This window comes from Fibrobacter sp. UWH4 (assembly GCF_900142475.1).
GTDB lineage: Bacteria > Fibrobacterota > Fibrobacteria > Fibrobacterales > Fibrobacteraceae > Fibrobacter.
This window is the reverse complement of the sequence record NZ_FRAY01000005.1, coordinates 28,515-46,461: the sequence shown is the minus strand read 5'-3', so window position 1 is coordinate 46,461 and position 17,947 is coordinate 28,515. Positions and strand designations below refer to the sequence as shown.

Sequence of the window (17,947 nt, the reverse complement as noted above, 5' to 3'; positions counted from 1 at the left end):
CAATCCTAGTCCGCGATCACAAAGTCAATTTTGGAATCGGGAGGCAGATAGTCACCATGCTTCGGCATCGTCTCGATAACCGTTCCCGGCTGGCGACCTTCTTCATCTTTCTTGCGCTTGATCTTGCCCACCTTGAAACCGAGGTTTTCAACCTTCGTATAAACGTTATCGATGAGTTCTCCGCTAAAATCGGGAAGCAGCGTTTTACCCTGGGTCGCTCCGGCCGAGATCACAACCTTCACCGTATCACCCACGCGGACCTTCTGGCCAGCAAAAGGAATCGTACGGATTACGACCCCGCGGGGAATGCTCTTGTGCGCGCCTTTCACAATCGCGCCCTGCACGAGGCCCGCGCGACTCAAGGAAATCGAGGCCTGCTTCTGGCTCTTGCCACGAAGATCCGGGATTTCCACTTCGCGAAGTCCCATGCTCTTGGTCAGTTTAACCGTGCGTCCGAGTTTGGCGATGCGACCGGCAGCAGGCATCTGCACCAACACAAGACCTTCCGGAATCTGGGCACTGTAGCGGCCTTCTTCGAGCCATTCGTACTTGAAGCCCGCTTCGTCCAAAGCCTTTTCGGCGGCTTCCTGCGTCATGCCTTCCAAATTCGGCACCTCTCCCGTCGAGGCGAAATGACCCGAAAAAATCGGCATCACTAACTTGTCGACGGCAAAGGCAAGCACAATCAAAAGAACAATCCAAATGCCAACGGCCTTCACAACTGGAGCCGTCTTGAACCACGTCAATACTTTGTTTAAAATCGACTTTACTTTATCCATAACTAATTCTGAATTCCGAAATCCGAACGCCGAATTTACCTACCCTTTAGTAGCCTTTTCCTGCAGGGCGTTTTCGTCGAAAATCACGATATCCTTGCCGGTCATAGCAATCGCATTCGCCTTCACGAGCATCGAGCAGATGCGGCTCACCGTTTCACGAGTGGTACCCGACATGTCAGCCAACTGTTGCTGGGTCGGGCGATTGTGGATCACCGTCACCATCTGGCCGTTATCGGTGTGAATGCGCATGCCACGTTCTTCCATGAGGTTCAGGAGCGTGCCTGCCACGCGGCCACTTACGGACATCGTCGACAGGGAACCGATCTGTTTGTTCGCCTTACGCAGTCTCTTGCACATTTCAGACAACAGAGACATCGCAATTTCAGGCGTCTGGCGAATCAGCGTCAGGAACGGTTCGCTGTGAATAATCATCAGCTGCGCATCGGTGACGGTGCGCACCGAGGCGGACCTCGGTTCGCCGTCGATGAGCGACATTTCACCAAAGAAGTCGCCGCGTTCCAAGAAACTGAGGATCGTCTCGCGCCCATCGACGCCGGTCATATAGACCTGCACCGTCCCCGATGCAATCAGGTACAGCGCCTTCATCGAGCAGTCGCCTTCGAGCACCACAGTCTCGTCGCGGTTGAAGTCCTGGACAACAACCAAATTGGCAAGCAAGCCAAGTTGTTCTTCCGTCAATTCAGAGAAAAGGTCAACCCCTTTCAAGAGTCCACAAATATCGTTGTTGTCCATATCCTTCTCCTTCTTTTGATCCTAGTCCAAATCTACGATAATGCTCTGGTCGCGCTTGGCACCGATCGAGATCATGCCAATCTTCACGCCCACGAGCTCCGCCATGCGGTTCAGGTACTTGCGAGCGTTTTCCGGCAATTCTTCGAGCTTGCGGCACTTGGTGGTATCACACTTCCAGCCCGGCATTTCTTCGTAGACCGGCACGCAGCGGCCGACCTTCGAAAGCTGGTTCGGGAAGTTCTCGATCTTTTCACCGTCGCATTCGTAGTGAGTGCAAATCTTGATGGTATCGAAGGTATCAAGCACATCGAGCTTAGTGATGGCGAGGTGCGTGAGGCCGTTCACCACGGCAGCCTTGCGGACCACCGGAGCGTCGAACCAACCGCAGCGGCGGTTGCGGCCCGTAGTGGCACCGTATTCGTTACCGATCTTGCGGAGCGTGTCACCCGTTTCGTCCAAGAGTTCAGTCGGGAACGGACCGTTACCCACGCGGGTCGTGTAAGCCTTTACCACGCCCACAACCTGGTCAATGGCAGTCGGGCCAATGCCGGCGCCGCAGCTTGCGTAGCCAGCGACCGTGTTGCTGGAGGTCACGAACGGGTAAGTTCCCTGGTCCACGTCGAGGATGGTACCCTGGGCGCCTTCGAACACCAGACGCTTGCCGGCCTTCACGGCGGCATAGAGCATGGCGCTCACGTCGCGCACAAACGGCTTGATTTTCTGGCCGAGTTCGAGGTAGTCCTTGATGACCTGTTCCGGGTCGATTTCGGGCACGTCGTACATCACCTTGAATTCTTCGTTGTGAACCTTGGCCATCGCTTCGACGCGGGGGCGCAGTTCGCGTTCGTCCATCAGGTCGCCCACGCGGACGCCGATACGGTTCACCTTGTCGCTGTAGCAGGGGCCAATGCCGCGGCCCGTGGTACCGATCGCACCCTTGCCGGCCTTCTTTTCCTTGGCCTTGTCGAGGGTAGAATGGTACGGGAGCACCACGTGGGCGTTGTCAGCAATGAACAGGCGACCTTCGGGATTAATGCCCTTGGTATGCAAGTCGGCGATTTCTGCCAGGGTCTGCACCGGGTCCAGCACCACGCCGTTACCGATCACGCAAATCTTGTCGTCGTGCATAATGCCCGAGGGAATCAGGTGGAACACGAACTTCTTGTCGCCCACTTCCACGGTATGGCCGGCATTTGCGCCGCCCTGGAAACGCACGATGTAGTCTGCGTCCAGCGTCAGAAAATCAACAACCTTGGCCTTGCCTTCGTCACCCCACTGGGAACCGATTACAACACGATTTGCCATATATCCTTCATTTTTTTGACCCGGCGAACGAAACCCGAAAAGGCAGCCCGCAGGTCGATTGCTTGTTAAACGACGAAATTCAAACGCAGGGGACTTCCCTGCGCCCTTTTTCGCCATAAAGATAGCAAAGAGTGACAAATCGCACACCTTCCAAAAGTGCCGATTTGCACAAATCAAGGGGCATTTTTCAGCAAGGAATCCAGCCGAGCCGACAGGCGCTCCGCCCCCTGAGCACTCAAATGGTCAAAATCGTAGGCCATCGAGTCCGAATAGTCGTGCGCTCCAAACTTATTTTCGTCCACCAGAATAAAATGAGGATACACCCTAGACAGGGAATCGAAATGATCAAGAGTCTGCTTCGCGAGGCTCCTCTGGGTCCCATGACGGCCAAAGCTTCCCGTAGACGCATACCGAGGCGATTGCGGATAAACTAACCCAATAATTTTAAAGCCTTTATTTTGCGTCGTATCAATAAAGGTCGTCAGGCTATCTACAACTCTCTTGTATATTTTTTCATCCATCTGTGACAGAATCGTATCGCGCCTCACCTCCACATCGCTCCCCCAACCACGCGACTCAAGCTTCAACAGGCCCAATGTACTAACATATTCTAGAGAATCTTCAACGGTATAACGGTTATTCTCGTCAACGATACGAACAAACTCTGCTGGAACGCCATCTTTCCAAAATTGATGGTTGCGGTCATAAATATAACCTGGAGCCTGGTCAAATAAAGTAAACATCCTAGCACTGCGGCTATTACTCATCAGATCTGGAGATATCTCGATAACGAGGTACTTGAGATTCTTTGCATGCGGCAAGATGTAATTGTTCACCATATAAAGTTCAGCCCACAAGTCCCCACCCACAGAGCCAAAATTAAACGAGGGTATCGAGAACTGCAGAGGAGCAAATCCCCTTTCGGTCCTAGAACTTCCTAATGCAATCAATTCAAAAGAATCCTTGTTATCCCAGAACATACGCATCTTCACAGACATCGTCTTTTCGCCCTCTTGGTATACGGCATCGCGATAGGCGCCTGTGCTGTCCAGCTCCAGATTACCCGCCACACTCTTCGACATCGTCCAAAGACACGGATGCCACAACTCTTCACCTTCGACAAGATCAACAATGCTGGAATCTCCTACGTCCACCAACGCAATCTTCCGATGCGCACCTACGGAATTGACGATGGTGACCACCGCCAAATTTTCGCGGTCAGTCCACTCGGAATGATCAAAGGTATAGCCGTCGGGCGCAGGAATCGCACGCACTAGTTTTCCGCTGCTGTCAGCGACAAGCAGACGCTCATGCGTCCCATATTTCTTACCCGCGAAATTCCTACCTACCGCGCTGCCAAAATCAAGGAACAGGGTCCTGTCGGAGCCATCACCCGAAAGAGAAGCATTACAGGCCTGCACCCCGTCAAGCCAAATATCATCCTTTCCATCCACATTCACGCGAAGCCGCTTGGAACCAGACACGGCGCGATGTATGCCGTCGCGACCACGGGACACGCCACCATGATACGCCCCAGAGAAAATCTTTTTCGGTTTACCGAATTGCCCCTGCGAAAAAGGAACACTCCAAGTCGTTTTCGTAAAGAACGTCGCATCGTCGCTATTGTCGCCCGCGTCGTCCACATAGACAATCGATGTATCCCCCGATGCATTCACATACCAGCGCGGAATAGCGGCACTTTCAACGTCAAGCTTTACGAGGCCGCTTCCATCCGCATCCAGGTTGCGCACATAAAGAGCAGACTTTCCCGACACGCCTTCGATTCCCGTACAGAAGGCGACCTTCACCCCGTCCGGAGAAATTTCCGGATGGAACACAGGCAAGGTATCAAAAATTTCAACCACATTCACGTGGCCGTCCTTGTAATCTACGAAAGCGAGATTACCCGTCTGGTCATTCCTGAAAGCAAGCTTGACTCGAGTCGTTCCAACTTTCTGGCGGACATCTGCAGAAGACGCCTTGACCACGGCCAAGTCGCCAACGGCGCGGCCGTTCGATGCCATCCACGACGCATGGGGAATCGCACCAAACGCCAAACGAAAGCCCATATACCCCGTTGTCGTCGACGCCGACACCGTATAGACATCTCCTCGGCTATATAAAGTCATATCACCGGCCATCTGAATTATAGATCCGCCCTTGACTACTTTTTCTAGCAACGAATTCCCAACAGGAGCCCCCACATAATTCATCACAGCGGTATCCCGTAAATTTCCGAGCCAGTCATTCGTCAATTCCAGCACATTCCCCGCCATGTCGCAAAAACCGACGGAATCCACAAAATCACAAACTTCACGCCGAACTATACCGGAATTCGCGACATTCCAGCTTTGCTCTGGATTCCAGGCGACGGACGCCGCCAAGACCCATTCGGCTTCAGTCGGCAAGCGGAACCCCTCAACTTCAGGGTGGAATGTCAGCCCCTCCAAATAGGCGCAATTCCCATTCTGATCGAACAGCCGATTCAAGTAAGTATAGGCGGTGTCTACCCCCTTCGCCTTTCCATAAGCATTTGCAATAAGAACCGCATCGTAATACGACACGTTGACCTTGGGCACGTTTCCCGCAACACATTCTAGATCCGCGAGCAAGCCATCATCCATTTGAGACGCCAACTCATAATCGGCGCAAGTAAATTCGTGAACCCCCAGCGAAAAAACGTAATCCAGCGTCACCTTCATCTGCGGTTTTTCAGAGGCTTTTGCCCGCTCGTCATCGCTACCGAGGAAAACGGATGCACCCATTGGCTGCACACGCAACATCCCCTCATGAACGGAATCCGCAACGACCTTCACCTGTACGGGGGCATCCTCTGCAGGGGTAACTTCCGCGGAGCTTGAATCATCTCGCTCTGCGCCGATTTCCGAAACAGAATTTGAGCACGCCCCGCAAAATAAAGCGGTCAGCAGCATACAAAGCGAAAGTAATCTGAAGCGTACATTATCCACAATTCAAAAATAATCAAAAAACGGAGCGATTACGCCCAAACCATTTAAAATACGCCCAGCCTATTTGTTTTTCACGCCACCGGCAAAATAAGGCACCTATAAATTCCCCAATTCGCACCGATTTATAGGTCGCCAAAGAGTACTTTGAATACCCCGTACCTATAAAAGCCACCGCTCACCCACATTTATAGGTACATTTAGAAGATCGTTTCAAGCCCCATACCTATAAACAGACTTTTCTCATTCATTTTATAGGTACATTTCGCCAAAATTTACAACAAATTATCATTTATTTGATCGCGGGCACCCCAATTCGGAGCGTTTTGGTACCTATAACTGGCACAACAGCTCCATTTTATAGGTACACCCCACTTCAACCAATCGCAATCATACCTATAAATTTCACCCAACTATGCGCTTTATAGGTACACGTCCCCCAAAAACAACCATTTAATCGCTCTATCCATCTACAAACGGGATTATCTATCGAGAAAACAGCCTGTTTTGCAAACAGTTGCTAGCAAAATTCACTTTTTTTCGCCATTTGACTCTTTTTTAAATAAAACATTTTATATTACCCATCTTCGCAAAAGGATATTTTATGCAAACACATTTCGAAGACAACAACGCCATAAACGACCCTCTTATTGAAATGCTGATTTCGCGGCAAGAAGAAAATCTCTCCTTACTCACGCAGATTGGAAAGACAAAAAACATCAGCGGAAATCTACGCGTTGACAAATGCAGACAATCCTACCAGTATTACATCGTTACGCAAAAAGGAGACACGAAAGGGACCTACCTCCCGCGCAAGGAAATCCGCAAGGCAAAGGCCCTTGCGCAGCGTGACTACAACAGGGCGGTGGAGGCCATCATCAAGAAGCAGCTCGCGGCCATCGACGCTTTCCTCAAGGCATATCGGCCAAACGCACTTGACCAGGCCTTCACCAAGCAGCATCCGGGCCGCCGCGCACTCATCGCACCGGTGCGTGAACCCGATAGCGAGTTCATCGAAGCGTGGCGGCACTTGCCCTACACGGGCAAGGCCTTCGAAATCAATGCCCCCGAGTTTTACACCGCAAACGGCGTCCGCGTCCGTTCGAAATCCGAAGTCATCATCGCGGACGCCCTCGACCGTGCAGGCATCCCTTACCGCTATGAATTTCCCACAGGCGTCAAGGGCTGGGGCACGCTCTACCCGGACTTCACCTGTCTGCGCCCCAGCACCCGCGAAGAAGTCATCTGGGAACACTTCGGCCTGATGGGCGAGCCGGACTACGCCGAGAACGCCGTCCAAAAGCTCGCCCACTACGCCGCAAGCGGGTACACCATCGGCAAAACCCTCATTGCCACCTTCGAAAGCGCAGCAACCCCTCTCTCCGTCAAGCAGGTGCAGGCATACATCAAGGCGCTGCTAACATAAAATTCGCAAATTAATCTATATTCCTTCCATGCCTGCAAAGACTCCCGACCCAAGCGTCATCCAGCCTATCGCCAACGTGGAGGCATTGACCTTCGTCAAGCCCGATGTCAAAAACCAAAACATCATTGTGGGCGATTTCACCTACTTTGCCGACAAGGACTTTGAGAGGCACGTCACCCACCATTACGACTTTATCGGCGACAAGCTCATCATCGGCAAGTTTTGCCAGATTGCCGCCGGCGTGGAATTCGTGATGAATGGGGCGAACCACCAGATGAACGCAGCCACCACTTACCCGTTCTATATCTTCGGCACATGGGAGCAGCCCGCCCCGGCCCAGAGCGACCTTCCGCTCAAGGGCGATACCGTCATCGGGAACGACGTATGGATCGGGCAGAACGCGACGATTCTCCCAGGCGTTCACATCGGCGACGGTGCCACCATCGGAGCAAATTCTGTCGTTGCAAGCGACGTCACGCCCTATACCATCGTGGCAGGGAACCCTGCCAAACTCATCCGCAAGCGATTCGACGACGAACTCACCGCACTGCTGCTCAAGTTCAAGTGGTGGGACAAGCCCATCGACGAAATCAACAATCTCATCCCTATTCTCACTTGCAGCGATTTGGAAAAAGTGAAAGCCGAGCTCAAGGCCCGGCTTATGTAAGTGGAGATCCCGCAACGAGTGCGGGATGACAATGTCGGTTAGAGATTGCCGCGGCCTTCGGCCTCGCAATGACACTCGAGAAGCGAACCGCGACGCTCCCAGCCCGCGACTTGCGACGCTCCCAGCCCACAGCCCTTAATCACTGCACTCGGACACAGCGTATTCGGAACAGACGACATCGGCGAGAAGCGTATCATCCGTCCGTCGCATACATTCGTCATACATCGAACTCTCGCACGGGTCCGAAGACGAATGGCTGCAAGCACACAAAATAAGCAAAAGGAGACTCTCTGCAAGTCTCCTTTTTACAGCATGTTTAGAACAAATTAACTCCATAGCAATCTAATTGTTACGGCACTTCGACGCTGTCGAGAATCTTCTGCACGACAGTTTCGGCGGAGACTTCTTCCGCTTCGGCCTCGTAGCTCAGGATAATACGGTGGCGGAGCACTTCCATGGCGACGGCCTTCACGTCTTCGGGCGTCACGTAGGCGCGGCCCTGGATAAACGCATGGGCCTTCGAAGCCTGGGCAAGGCCGATGGATGCACGCGGCGAGGCGCCCACTTCCACAAAGCCCACCAGGTCGCTACGCTTAATGCTGCCCGGATCGCGGGTCGCAAGCACCAGGTTCACAATGTATTCGCGAACGCGTTCGTCCACGTACACCTGCTTCACCAGCTGGCGGGCGGCCAAAATGTCTTCCTTCGTGGCGACAGCCTGCGGCTGACGGAGGCCAGCACCGGCAACGGCATCCAAGATCTTCATTTCGTCAGCCTTGTTCGGGTAGCTGACCTTCACCTTCAAGAGGAAACGGTCCACCTGAGCTTCGGGCAGCGGATACGTACCTTCCTGCTCGATGGGGTTCTGCGTGGCAAGCACCAGGAACGGTTCGTCAAGCTTGAACGTCTCGTCACCAATCGTGATGTGGCGTTCCTGCATGGCTTCGAGCAAGGCGCTCTGCACCTTCGACGGAGCACGGTTAATTTCATCGGCAAGCACCAGGTTCGTAAAGAGCGGGCCCTTGCGCGTTTCAAACTTCGCCTCGCGGGCGTTGTAAATCGTGGTACCCAGCAAGTCAGCCGGCAACAGGTCAGGAGTGAACTGGATACGCTTAAAATCCAGCGACACGGCATCGGCAAAAGCCTTCACCGCAGTCGTCTTGGCAAGACCCGGCAGGCCTTCCAGCAGCACGTGACCGTCCGCCAAAATACCCGTCAGAATGCTTTCGACCAACGCCTTCTGGCCAATCACCGTACCTTCCACTTCACGCAGCAAATTCATGCAAAAAGCGCTCTGCTGGCGCACCTTTTCCGAAAGTTCCTGAATATCCATGCGATTTTACCTCTATGTATATTTTACAAAATTTCAACGACCTCCGTTTTTCGAATATCATCGTTCGTCAGCAAGACGAGAGACGAGAGACGAGAGACGAGAGCTTTTTTCGGATTTTAAGATACAAAATTCCACGGAAAAAGGCAAATGAGACTAGAAAGTGGTTTGTGATTAGTGATTGGTGGTTAGGAAGGGGGGAAGCCTCCCCCTGGTTGCAGCCGCTACGCGTCTTCCTCCACCCCCTCACCTAGGGGGACACCCCCTAACACCCCCGCAATCAATCACTCTTCTGCACCATTCTGTCTTTTCTCGTATTCTTCCAAGGACTCCAAATCCCTTTCCTTTTGGCGTTCTTCCGCAGCCTTCATTTCGGTTTGCGTTTTTTCTTGTTTCTTTATTGAAAAAGCCATAGACTCAAACGTACTTATAATACTTATCGTTACAGAAAACCTGTCCATTTTTGAGAATTTTTCGTACTTTTCAGGATAGTTGCTATATTCCCTGCGTTTATATGTCAAGTCCCTTCCATAGCGGAATTCTACACCTATCCTTAGTGATTCATTCGGCATAAAGGAAGCATAACCACCACAACCAATCTCGTCATAAAAGACAGGTGCCGACCTGCCCATTCCAATAACCATAGCCCCATGCTGAGCCGTATTGGCTTCACGACCATTTCTAGACAAATGCTGAGTCATGCCTATCCGGGAATTATCCCCTATAGGCAATTGCTCAATAAGTGATATACCGCCGCCCCATTGAAAATATTTGTGTTCCACTTTTTCCAATTGCCACAGCCATAAATTGCTCCAACCCATCACACCAAAATAATCCGAAACAAAACCTGCCTGCACGTAAGGCGTCAAAAAATCAAACCCCAATCCGTACTTGAAATACCCTTTATTTCTCTGAAGAGAGAACATGCCACCTATGGGCCATTCCTTGCTTTTATAGTACCATTCGTCATTCCAATCATCTGACCTTTCTACTTCCTTGATACCGTCGGCAACATAATCAACGCCAGCTTCATCATCGACAAGATCTCCAAAAAACGCCGAAGCAGAGGCCCCCATCACATAATCTCCGTCACTTTTCTCCATAAACGTAGCAGCAGATGGCGGATGAATAATGGCAACACTGCACCCCACCAAGAGCAGGGTGCACACCGCCAAAGCAATCCATAAAATTCCGCGAGCCATTATCTACAAAATAGAATATCCAGGCAAAACCCGGATTCATTCCATCCAACAATTCGCAAGCTTCATCAAATAAAACGAACCATTTTCCCGTCGCCGGGAAAATGGTTCACTCTATCAAAGCACTAATTTTGCCCATTCGGGAATATCGTCTGAATACTGCTTTATGAGCTTGCCCTCCGCTTTACGGAATAGCAACCTAGCATCAACTCCATCAACGGAGTTATCATAGATATAAAGTCTATCGACAAGTTCCGAAATGCACTTACAGTTGAAGATTGATTTCTGATATCGAGAAATAATTTTTGTGATAGGAACGTCGTGCCCGCCCTGCATCACACGTTTGGCAATTCTTGCCGCGTTAATAGAAGGATGGTTCGTTGCAACAAAGAAAACACGAATAAAGTAACCCAAATCTTTAGCGCGTTTGATAAATTCAACTTTTCCATCCGACGAAAGGACACTTTCAAAAACAAGACTCTTTTGCTGTTTAAGACAGTCCTCACGAAGCGCTTCACAATACTTTACAGCTTTAAGGACTGCATCCGGAGAATTCCAATCACCGAACCATTCGGTCCAGCAATAACAATTAGTACAGGTCGATGTTCTGTCGGTGACATAATTATCGAATGGTTGCTATAGCACGTTTGATTTCATCAAAATAACGGGCTGTTGCCTCTGCATCAGCCTTACGGGCATCGTCAAAAGCCTCCTTCATCAACTGCGCAAGGAGTTCGTCCGAAGGTTCTTCGATGCTCGTCAACTTATACGTATCTAAAGTCATCGGTTCAGGCATAAAACACTCCTCTCCATAATATATACAAATAAAACATCAAAGGCAAGTCCTTTGTAACCCGCAAAACACTAAAACACACATAAATTTGGCAAGCGACGATTGCCAAATCGGGCAAGCAGTGCTTGCCCAATCTTAAAAAATCAAAAGTCAAAGCGTTTTGCGTTTTTTAATTCTCGAACTTTCATTTTCTGCTGATCCGCAGCCCTTCTCAATTCCTGAAGCTGCCGTTTCTCTTCTTCAATTTCTTCTTCGGTAACAGACCCCTGACTCTCCTTTGTTCGAATAAGCCACTTCACTTTTTCCTTTCGCACATTCAATTCCGAACGCAACGCCTCGTACCGATTCAATGCACTTTTCAATTCCCGACGACGTTGTTTTTCTTCTGGAGTTTTTTCCTTCAAACCAAACAAGTAATTCAACGTAAAATAAAAACGATTGTTGGATTTCCCTATTTCCCGCCCATAACGGTATTCTAGCGAAGCACCCCAGAAGGAAACATAAGCACCGACTCCATATTCCCCAAAAGCATCAGCAGACCAAAAACTAATACCACCCAAATTTTCATCGACCTTATAGACATTACGCGAAATATGTTCACTGGCACCTATTCTAAACTTTTCAGTTATCGGCAGTTCCTCTATTAGCATTACACCCCCATAAAACGAGCCTCCGCGTCCATAGCGTTCTTCCACTGCTCCCATCCCAGTCCAAGCCCATCCTTGCAATCCGACATACTGACTAAGAAAACCTGCATGCAAATTGGGAGTAAAATTTTCAAGAGATAAACCGAACACACCATAATGGATGCGATAAAAAAATGCAAGATCTAAATCCCTTGCTTCTTCAACACAAAAATAATCATTATGATCATAATTATTGCATTTTCCATCATAAAGATTACCTGTTCGCAGCGTTCCTCCAGAACCAAAGCCAAAACTTTTATTTTTCATATTCATAAAAGCAGCCGCAGAAGGCGGATGACTTGAGCACCCCGCAAGCAGCAGGGCACACACCATCAACACAATCCATAAAATTCCGCGAGCCATCATCTACAAAATAGAATATCTAGGCAAAACCCGAATTCATTCCATCTGCCAATTCGCAAACTTTATCAAATAAAATAGACCTCTTTGCTTCTAAGAAGGAGATTCCGGATCAAGCCCGGAATGACAAGCGTAGCAGCGGACACGACAGGGTAAGAAAACAGATCATTTTCCCGGCTACCAGAAAATGATCATCTAATACATGTAAGACAAAGAGAAATGGGTTTGCCAGATGTTATTGGCCGAGGCGGGAGAACGAGTGTAGTAATAGGTTTCCCCTACAGACAACAGAACATGATCAAACAGAGATATGGTCGCCCCGGCGTATTGCGAGAGAAAATACGGGAAATCTATGGTTATGTCGTAATCCCCAGGAACCTCGATATTATCCAATTGGAGCGAACTCCTGAATAACCAAGGTTGATAATAGCCCGTAGAAAAATTCAACGAAAAATGTTCCGTCACAAAGAGACTTGAATAGGCGTACAATCCGAAATTGGCGTTGCTGTAAGAATGCGTTTCTTCAAATTTTCCCTTGACGACGGTATTGAAAAGAACATCATCATCCAAGCTGCCATTTTCTACGTACAAGTACTTTCCAGAATAAGTAGCCTTATCCTTGGAATAGCCCAAGCGAGTTCCTACCCCAAATTCACCGACAAGAGAATTAAGCCCCGCAAAAAGAGTAACGGAAGGATAAGGATCAACCTCGACCCGGCCCCCTCCCAAGAAAAGCCATGTCTTTGCAAAAACATCCAAAGAACCGCTAAAGGGACTGTCCTTCAGTCGGTATTCAATGTTCGCATCTTCGTCCGGAAGCGATTCACCACGAGGTCGCCTATACCCTTCATTTGTTAGACCGTCTAGTGGAACTATTTCTTTGTCCCCAACGGTATACGCAATATTTCCCCTAAAGTAGACGGTATTCGGCATCACCCAGACGCCAGTTCCCCAAAACGGTTCGGGAACATCCACATCAAATGTGCCCTTCGTTATATTCGCCTTGTGAACGGAACAGCCATACAACAGGAACGCCAATATAATGAGGAATGCAATTCTCATACGCTACAATGATACCTTTTTTCAAAGGGATTCGAGCGCATTCCATCTGCTTGTTTGTGGGTTTCGTCAAAAAAAACAGACAAATTCACTTCAGAAAAGGAGATGCCCGCGGACATGACAAGTAAAGCGGCGGGAATGACAAGTAAAGCGCCGAGGACGGTATACCGTTTATTTCTTCTTCACTTTCGCAGCAGGCAGTTCCGGCAACATGGCTTCGAGCAGGCGAACCAGCAAAACGCCATCTTCAATCTGCTCGTTAGTCACACGGAGCATCGGCTTCGCTCCTTCGTAGGGCAACTGCTTTTTTGCGCCGGGGAGCATCGCCACCGCAGCAGGCACGGGCTTCACCAGCAGGCGGTCATCGTAAATCCCGCCGAAAATTTTCCCGTCGGCATAGAGGACGTACTCGCCCATCATCTTGCGGGTCGTCACGCGGAAACCACCTTCAAGCAGCTTTCCATTGAACTGTTCCAAAACATGATCGCGGAATTTTTCAGAACTCGGCATATTTTTAAATATAAATAAAGCACGGTCAAAAAACTTTTGCCGCGCACCCTTACATACTAAAAACTCTAATTTCGCACTCTAGTATGTAAAAAAATCCGCAAAACACCCTTTTTGAGAGCATTTTCCCTATTTCAGACAACTTTTCTTCCCTAAAAGCCCCAAAAAGTGACTTTTTTCGGGAAAAATTACATACTAATCAACACAAAACAAACATTCAGTATGTAAGCCTCTCGCGCAAGCATCAAAAACATCGTCGATAGCAGGCCGTACTATTAATTTGTATATTTTCCCTATGCTCAACTACATATTCCTTATCCTCGCTATTGTCGCAGAAGCCGCCGGCACCACGCTCCTCAAGATGTCGGAGCAGTTCACCAAGCTCGTCCCGTCCATCGCCTCGCTCGTCTGCTACGTGGCGTCGCTATACCTGTTGAGCCTCTGCCTGCGCACCATCCCCATCGGCATCGCGTACGCCACCTGGTCGGCACTGGGCATCGCGCTCATTACCGTCAGCGGCATTTTCTTTTTCAAGCAGATGCCCGACTTGGGAGCCATTATCGGGCTCGTCCTGATTATTTCAGGCGTCGCCGTGTTGAATCTATTTTCGAAGATGGATATCCATTAGGTTCACAGAACCTTTTCCATATACACGCACTCGAACGTGTCATGATGGGCCTTGCCGCTCTCGTTGAAGCGGTAGCCCATTTTTTCGTAGAAGTCCGCGACATTCACGCGGCTCGAAATCTCGACCTTCTTGAAGCCTGCTTCGCGCATCCACTTTTCGGCCTCGGCGACAACGGAGCGGCCCAAATGCTGCCCGCGGTATTCCGGCAGTACCACAACACGCCCGATTTCGGCAACGCCTTCAGCAGCATCGCCTACCTCGAACCAGCGGCACGTGGCAACCGGGTAAATATCATCCAGAGCAAGAATGTAATGGCAGTTCACGCCATCATGGGAATCGACTTCGGCATCCAGCGGAATCTGGTGCTTGCGCATCATCGTTGCCATGCGCACGTAGTAGACGCCAGCGCGCTCACATTCTCTTGAAACCCGAACAATCTTCATTGAAGGCCCGGTTACTCTTCGTCCTCGGAAATACCCATGAGCTTCATGGCTCCTTTCCAGGTTTCCTTATTTTCGAAGCCGTCGCGCTTGCCGCCGCCGTAGCGGGCGTGCGCAAATTCTTCGACGAGGGATTCCCAGCCTTCGAGCTTGCCGTCCTTCACAAGGGCATCCAAATTGACCGCGGAGGCGGCGGATACATTCCCTGCAGCAAGCCCTTCGGCAGGCTCAGGGACCTTGCCAGCAGAGTTTCCCGCAGCAGAAGCGTTCCCTTCGACAAGCTCGGGGAACTTATTCGCCACGTATTCTTTGCAGATGCTTTCGAGTTCCAGGAGCCATTCGCGACTGTCGGCCGAATTCACGCGCTGCTTGAGCACCAGCATTTTCGTCCGAAGAGCGTTTTCGGCGGCGTTCTTGGCAGCGACAGCCTCTCGGGCGGCGTTACGGCGTTTTACACGCCACAAGCCCGCGCAAAGCACGCAAACGGCCACAATCAGGCCCACCGCAAGCGGGAGCGGATTAAACGGTTCGTTCACGCGCACATCCACGCTTTCGCTACGCAAGTCAAGCGGCTGACCCATTTGCGTAGGAATCTCGAAACGCATCGCAGGTACATGGAGGTCACCTGTATCGGCGGCCACAATCTTGTAGGTAAACGTAATCGAGGCGATTTCCTTGCCATCCTTGACGGAACGGGCCGATTCCTGCGACATTCCCACCTGCGTGAGGCCCTTCGCGTTCGCGGAACCTGTCGGCACCACCAGCAGGGCGCTCCCCTGCACGCTCCAGGAGACCGTCACGGGGAATTCAAAGGTATCGCCCACGGTCACCGCGGGCATTCCACCCTGCGGTCCCGCGACAATCGAAATTCCGAGTTGCTCGGGCGAAGGCATCTGGATTTCAGGCGCAGCCACGGCGCTATCGGTCGCCACGCTATCAGCATCATTCACATTCAAAGAATCATTTTCCATACGAGGGGTAATATACAAAAGCCGAGAGTTGTGAGCAAGCTTGCTTGCTCATAACCGAGGCGCAACTATGGCGAGGACGACGAGTGACTTCTGCTCTGGATCCCCTCCGTCGCTTCGCTCTGTCGAGGATGACGTAGGGGGGCAGGCTTGTGCTAGAGGATGACAAGAGGGGGACACTTATGTGCTTTTATGATGTCGAGGATGATGACATAAGGGGGGGGGTACACTTGTGCTAGAGGATGACGTAAGAAAAAAAATGCCGGGGGTAAGCCCGGCATTCAATCTTTTCGCGTTATGGTGCTTTATTCTGTCACCTTAAGCTGCAGGGATGTCTGTCCCTTCGCTCCGCTCAGGACAGCCATGTACACACCCTTCTTGACCGAGCGATCCAGGCCCACATTCGCCTTGCCCGTCACATCGGCCGAGTAAACCTTGCGGCCCTTCACAGAGAACAGGGAGAGGCGTTCGTAGCCTTCCGGAATCACGAAGGAGCGGTTCCTGGCATCAAAACGGAACTGGTCCGACACAGAGGCCTTTGCAGAACCGATCGAGACAATCTGTTCGCCCGCCTTGATTCCGAGCTCCGTGCTATCCGCAGAATCGGCAACGACAACGGAGAACACATCCAATGCGACATCGCCCTTCCAGGACACGCGGATGTTGGAAGTTCCTTCAGTCGGCAGAGCAATCTTGTTGTAGAAGCCCTTGATGGTCGTGAGGCCACCCGTAGACGTGTATTTCACGGAATCCACGGTTGCGCCTTCATCGACACTGTAGCGGAGGTAGCCATCGCTGTTGGCACCAACCTTGGCATAGAACACATAGTAACCGGCAGCCGGAATATCCATCAACGTATATTCCGCCCAAGCTTCAGATCCGCTATTCTGTGAAGTCAGGTACATTTCATTCTGCACGCCCTTGGCATCTGTTTCGACAGTCTTTGCGTTGGAGGAATCCATGTAGTTTTCACCCTGGATTGCATAGCCGAAGTTCCCCACACCGTTTCGAACAAACTCATACTGTTCGCCACCTTCGAGTTGAGCGCAATCAACATTGGCCGGGCTCAGCCCCACGCTGGAAAGACCCTTACCGGCATTCAGGTTCTTCATCAGGTTCTTGACATACTTGCCCGAAGGAGTCAGATCACCGTCGCTCCAGCCACCGTTGGTGCTAGCATGACCCATCAACGCGGAAGATGTCTCGCTCTTATTCATAATGGACCAATTGGCCCAGCTTGCACCAATGGTTTCAATCCAAGACATCCAAGTGTCATTCATGGACTTCGTGAAATTGCCGTCGCCGCTAGATTCGGAGACGCCCCATTCGGTGATGATGATCGGGAAATCATTGCACTTGCCACGCAGCAGGTTATAGCGCAAGGAGCCATGACCACTGGTAGATGCATAGAAATGCAGCGTATAGGCGATGTTCTTCTGGCCGGTAATCGGATTGGCACGAGCCGCCTCGGTACCCTGGGAGTAGTTCGGGGTACCCACGATAATGATACCGTTCGGGTCGTTTGCACGGATCTTCGGAATCACGGATTCGGCATACTGCTTAATCGTGTTCCAACTTGTAAGGGTTCCACCAGATTGGGTATCGGTTTCACCATTGCAGTTTTCATAAAGCGGTTCGTTGTACAGTTCATAAAGGACGTGCACGTAATTTTTCTGCTTCACGTAGCTCGCGATATTGCCAAAGAACGACTGCGCACTAGAAGCATTCTTGTGGGCGCAATGGGAATGGTAGTCCACAATAATGTAGATACCTGCCGAAGCGGCATAGTCGATCATCGCCTTCGCGCGAGATTCATTCAACTGGCTAATTGGCGTTCGAACAACATTTCCGCCCCAGTCATTCGCAATAGTATTTACCACACCCGAATTAAAGAACGGTTCGCCCCCCCATCCCGGCATATCCCAGAAGAAGCTCATGCCGCGCAAAACATACGGCTGGCCATTCTTGTCGACCACATCAAACCCCTTGAGGGACAACTGCCCATGTTCCGAAATCGGCGAGGCAATCACCCCAATCGCCACCGCAAGCACACCCATCAGAAGTTTTTTCAACACCATTGT

The 17,947-nt window shown here is 50.8% G+C and carries 17 protein-coding genes and 1 pseudogene; 3 read left to right on the top strand and 15 right to left on the bottom strand.

What is annotated here, in order from left to right; translation table 11 throughout:
• Positions 1–5 precede the first annotated feature (5 nt).
• The 4 genes from BUA93_RS10070 to BUA93_RS10055 form a co-directional block, all read right to left on the bottom strand.
• Complete coding sequence (locus BUA93_RS10070) at positions 6–779, bottom strand: PASTA domain-containing protein (protein ID WP_072979043.1); 774 nt, start codon at positions 777–779, stop codon at positions 6–8.
• Positions 780–818: 39 nt separating this feature from the next.
• Positions 819–1,532: a Crp/Fnr family transcriptional regulator gene (locus BUA93_RS10065; RefSeq protein WP_072979042.1), complete on the bottom strand. Its 714-nt coding sequence runs from the start codon at positions 1,530–1,532 to the stop codon at positions 819–821.
• A 21-nt stretch (positions 1,533–1,553) separates the two neighbouring features.
• On the bottom strand, positions 1,554–2,837 hold the full coding sequence (locus BUA93_RS10060; RefSeq protein ID WP_072979041.1) for an adenylosuccinate synthase: 1,284 nt from the start codon (positions 2,835–2,837) through the stop codon (positions 1,554–1,556).
• Positions 2,838–3,010: 173 nt separating this feature from the next.
• Entirely contained in the window at positions 3,011–5,770 is a 2,760-nt protein-coding gene (locus BUA93_RS10055; RefSeq protein ID WP_072979040.1) for a TIGR02171 family lipoprotein, read from the bottom strand.
• 637 nt (positions 5,771–6,407) lie between these two features.
• Here BUA93_RS10055 and BUA93_RS10050 point away from each other — a divergent pair.
• Positions 6,408–7,229, top strand: coding sequence for a hypothetical protein (locus BUA93_RS10050; protein ID WP_072979039.1), 822 nt, complete (start codon positions 6,408–6,410; stop codon positions 7,227–7,229).
• A gap of 28 nt (positions 7,230–7,257) precedes the next feature.
• The gene (locus tag BUA93_RS10045; protein WP_072979038.1) at positions 7,258–7,896 is read left to right on the top strand and encodes a CatB-related O-acetyltransferase; all 639 of its coding nucleotides are present in this window, start codon (positions 7,258–7,260) and stop codon (positions 7,894–7,896) included.
• Between the two features lie 38 nt (positions 7,897–7,934).
• On the opposite strand, the gene BUA93_RS15965 is transcribed toward BUA93_RS10045, so the two are convergent.
• From BUA93_RS15965 to BUA93_RS10010, 8 genes and pseudogenes are all read right to left on the bottom strand, one after another.
• The gene (locus BUA93_RS15965; protein ID WP_139257969.1) at positions 7,935–8,117 is read right to left on the bottom strand and encodes a hypothetical protein; all 183 of its coding nucleotides are present in this window, start codon (positions 8,115–8,117) and stop codon (positions 7,935–7,937) included.
• 128 nt (positions 8,118–8,245) lie between these two features.
• Entirely contained in the window at positions 8,246–9,229 is a 984-nt protein-coding gene (locus BUA93_RS10040; protein ID WP_072800351.1) for an AAA family ATPase, read from the bottom strand.
• A gap of 281 nt (positions 9,230–9,510) precedes the next feature.
• The gene (locus tag BUA93_RS10030; RefSeq protein ID WP_072979036.1) at positions 9,511–10,428 is read right to left on the bottom strand and encodes a hypothetical protein; all 918 of its coding nucleotides are present in this window, start codon (positions 10,426–10,428) and stop codon (positions 9,511–9,513) included.
• 114 nt (positions 10,429–10,542) lie between these two features.
• Positions 10,543–10,887, bottom strand: a pseudogene (locus BUA93_RS16775) (AAA family ATPase); the annotation flags it as partial.
• Positions 10,888–11,047: 160 nt separating this feature from the next.
• Positions 11,048–11,221 carry a hypothetical protein gene (locus BUA93_RS16300; RefSeq protein WP_175547421.1) on the bottom strand — a complete coding sequence of 58 codons (174 nt, stop codon included), beginning with the start codon at positions 11,219–11,221 and terminating at the stop codon, positions 11,048–11,050.
• A 140-nt stretch (positions 11,222–11,361) separates the two neighbouring features.
• Positions 11,362–12,270, bottom strand: coding sequence for a hypothetical protein (locus BUA93_RS15960; protein WP_175547420.1), 909 nt, complete (start codon positions 12,268–12,270; stop codon positions 11,362–11,364).
• 189 nt (positions 12,271–12,459) lie between these two features.
• Positions 12,460–13,326, bottom strand: coding sequence for a hypothetical protein (locus tag BUA93_RS10015; RefSeq protein WP_072979034.1), 867 nt, complete (start codon positions 13,324–13,326; stop codon positions 12,460–12,462).
• Between the two features lie 168 nt (positions 13,327–13,494).
• On the bottom strand, positions 13,495–13,833 hold the full coding sequence (locus BUA93_RS10010) for a TfoX/Sxy family protein (protein ID WP_072979033.1): 339 nt from the start codon (positions 13,831–13,833) through the stop codon (positions 13,495–13,497).
• 292 nt (positions 13,834–14,125) lie between these two features.
• Between BUA93_RS10010 and BUA93_RS10005 the strand changes: the two genes are divergently transcribed.
• Positions 14,126–14,458, top strand: coding sequence for a DMT family transporter (locus tag BUA93_RS10005; RefSeq protein ID WP_072979517.1), 333 nt, complete (start codon positions 14,126–14,128; stop codon positions 14,456–14,458).
• A 2-nt stretch (positions 14,459–14,460) separates the two neighbouring features.
• Here the strand turns inward: BUA93_RS10005 and BUA93_RS10000 are convergent, their stop codons facing one another.
• The 3 genes from BUA93_RS10000 to BUA93_RS09990 all read right to left on the bottom strand — a co-directional run bounded on the left by BUA93_RS10000 (position 14,461) and on the right by BUA93_RS09990 (position 17,944).
• On the bottom strand, positions 14,461–14,901 hold the full coding sequence (locus tag BUA93_RS10000; RefSeq protein WP_072979032.1) for a GNAT family N-acetyltransferase: 441 nt from the start codon (positions 14,899–14,901) through the stop codon (positions 14,461–14,463).
• 11 nt (positions 14,902–14,912) lie between these two features.
• Positions 14,913–15,869 (bottom strand): BatD family protein, encoded by a 957-nt coding sequence (locus tag BUA93_RS09995; protein ID WP_072979031.1) that lies wholly within the window; start codon positions 15,867–15,869, stop codon positions 14,913–14,915.
• A gap of 302 nt (positions 15,870–16,171) precedes the next feature.
• Positions 16,172–17,944, bottom strand: a complete 1,773-nt coding sequence (locus BUA93_RS09990) for a cellulase family glycosylhydrolase (protein ID WP_083597333.1) — start codon at positions 17,942–17,944, stop codon at positions 16,172–16,174.
• Positions 17,945–17,947: the final 3 nt, after the last annotated feature.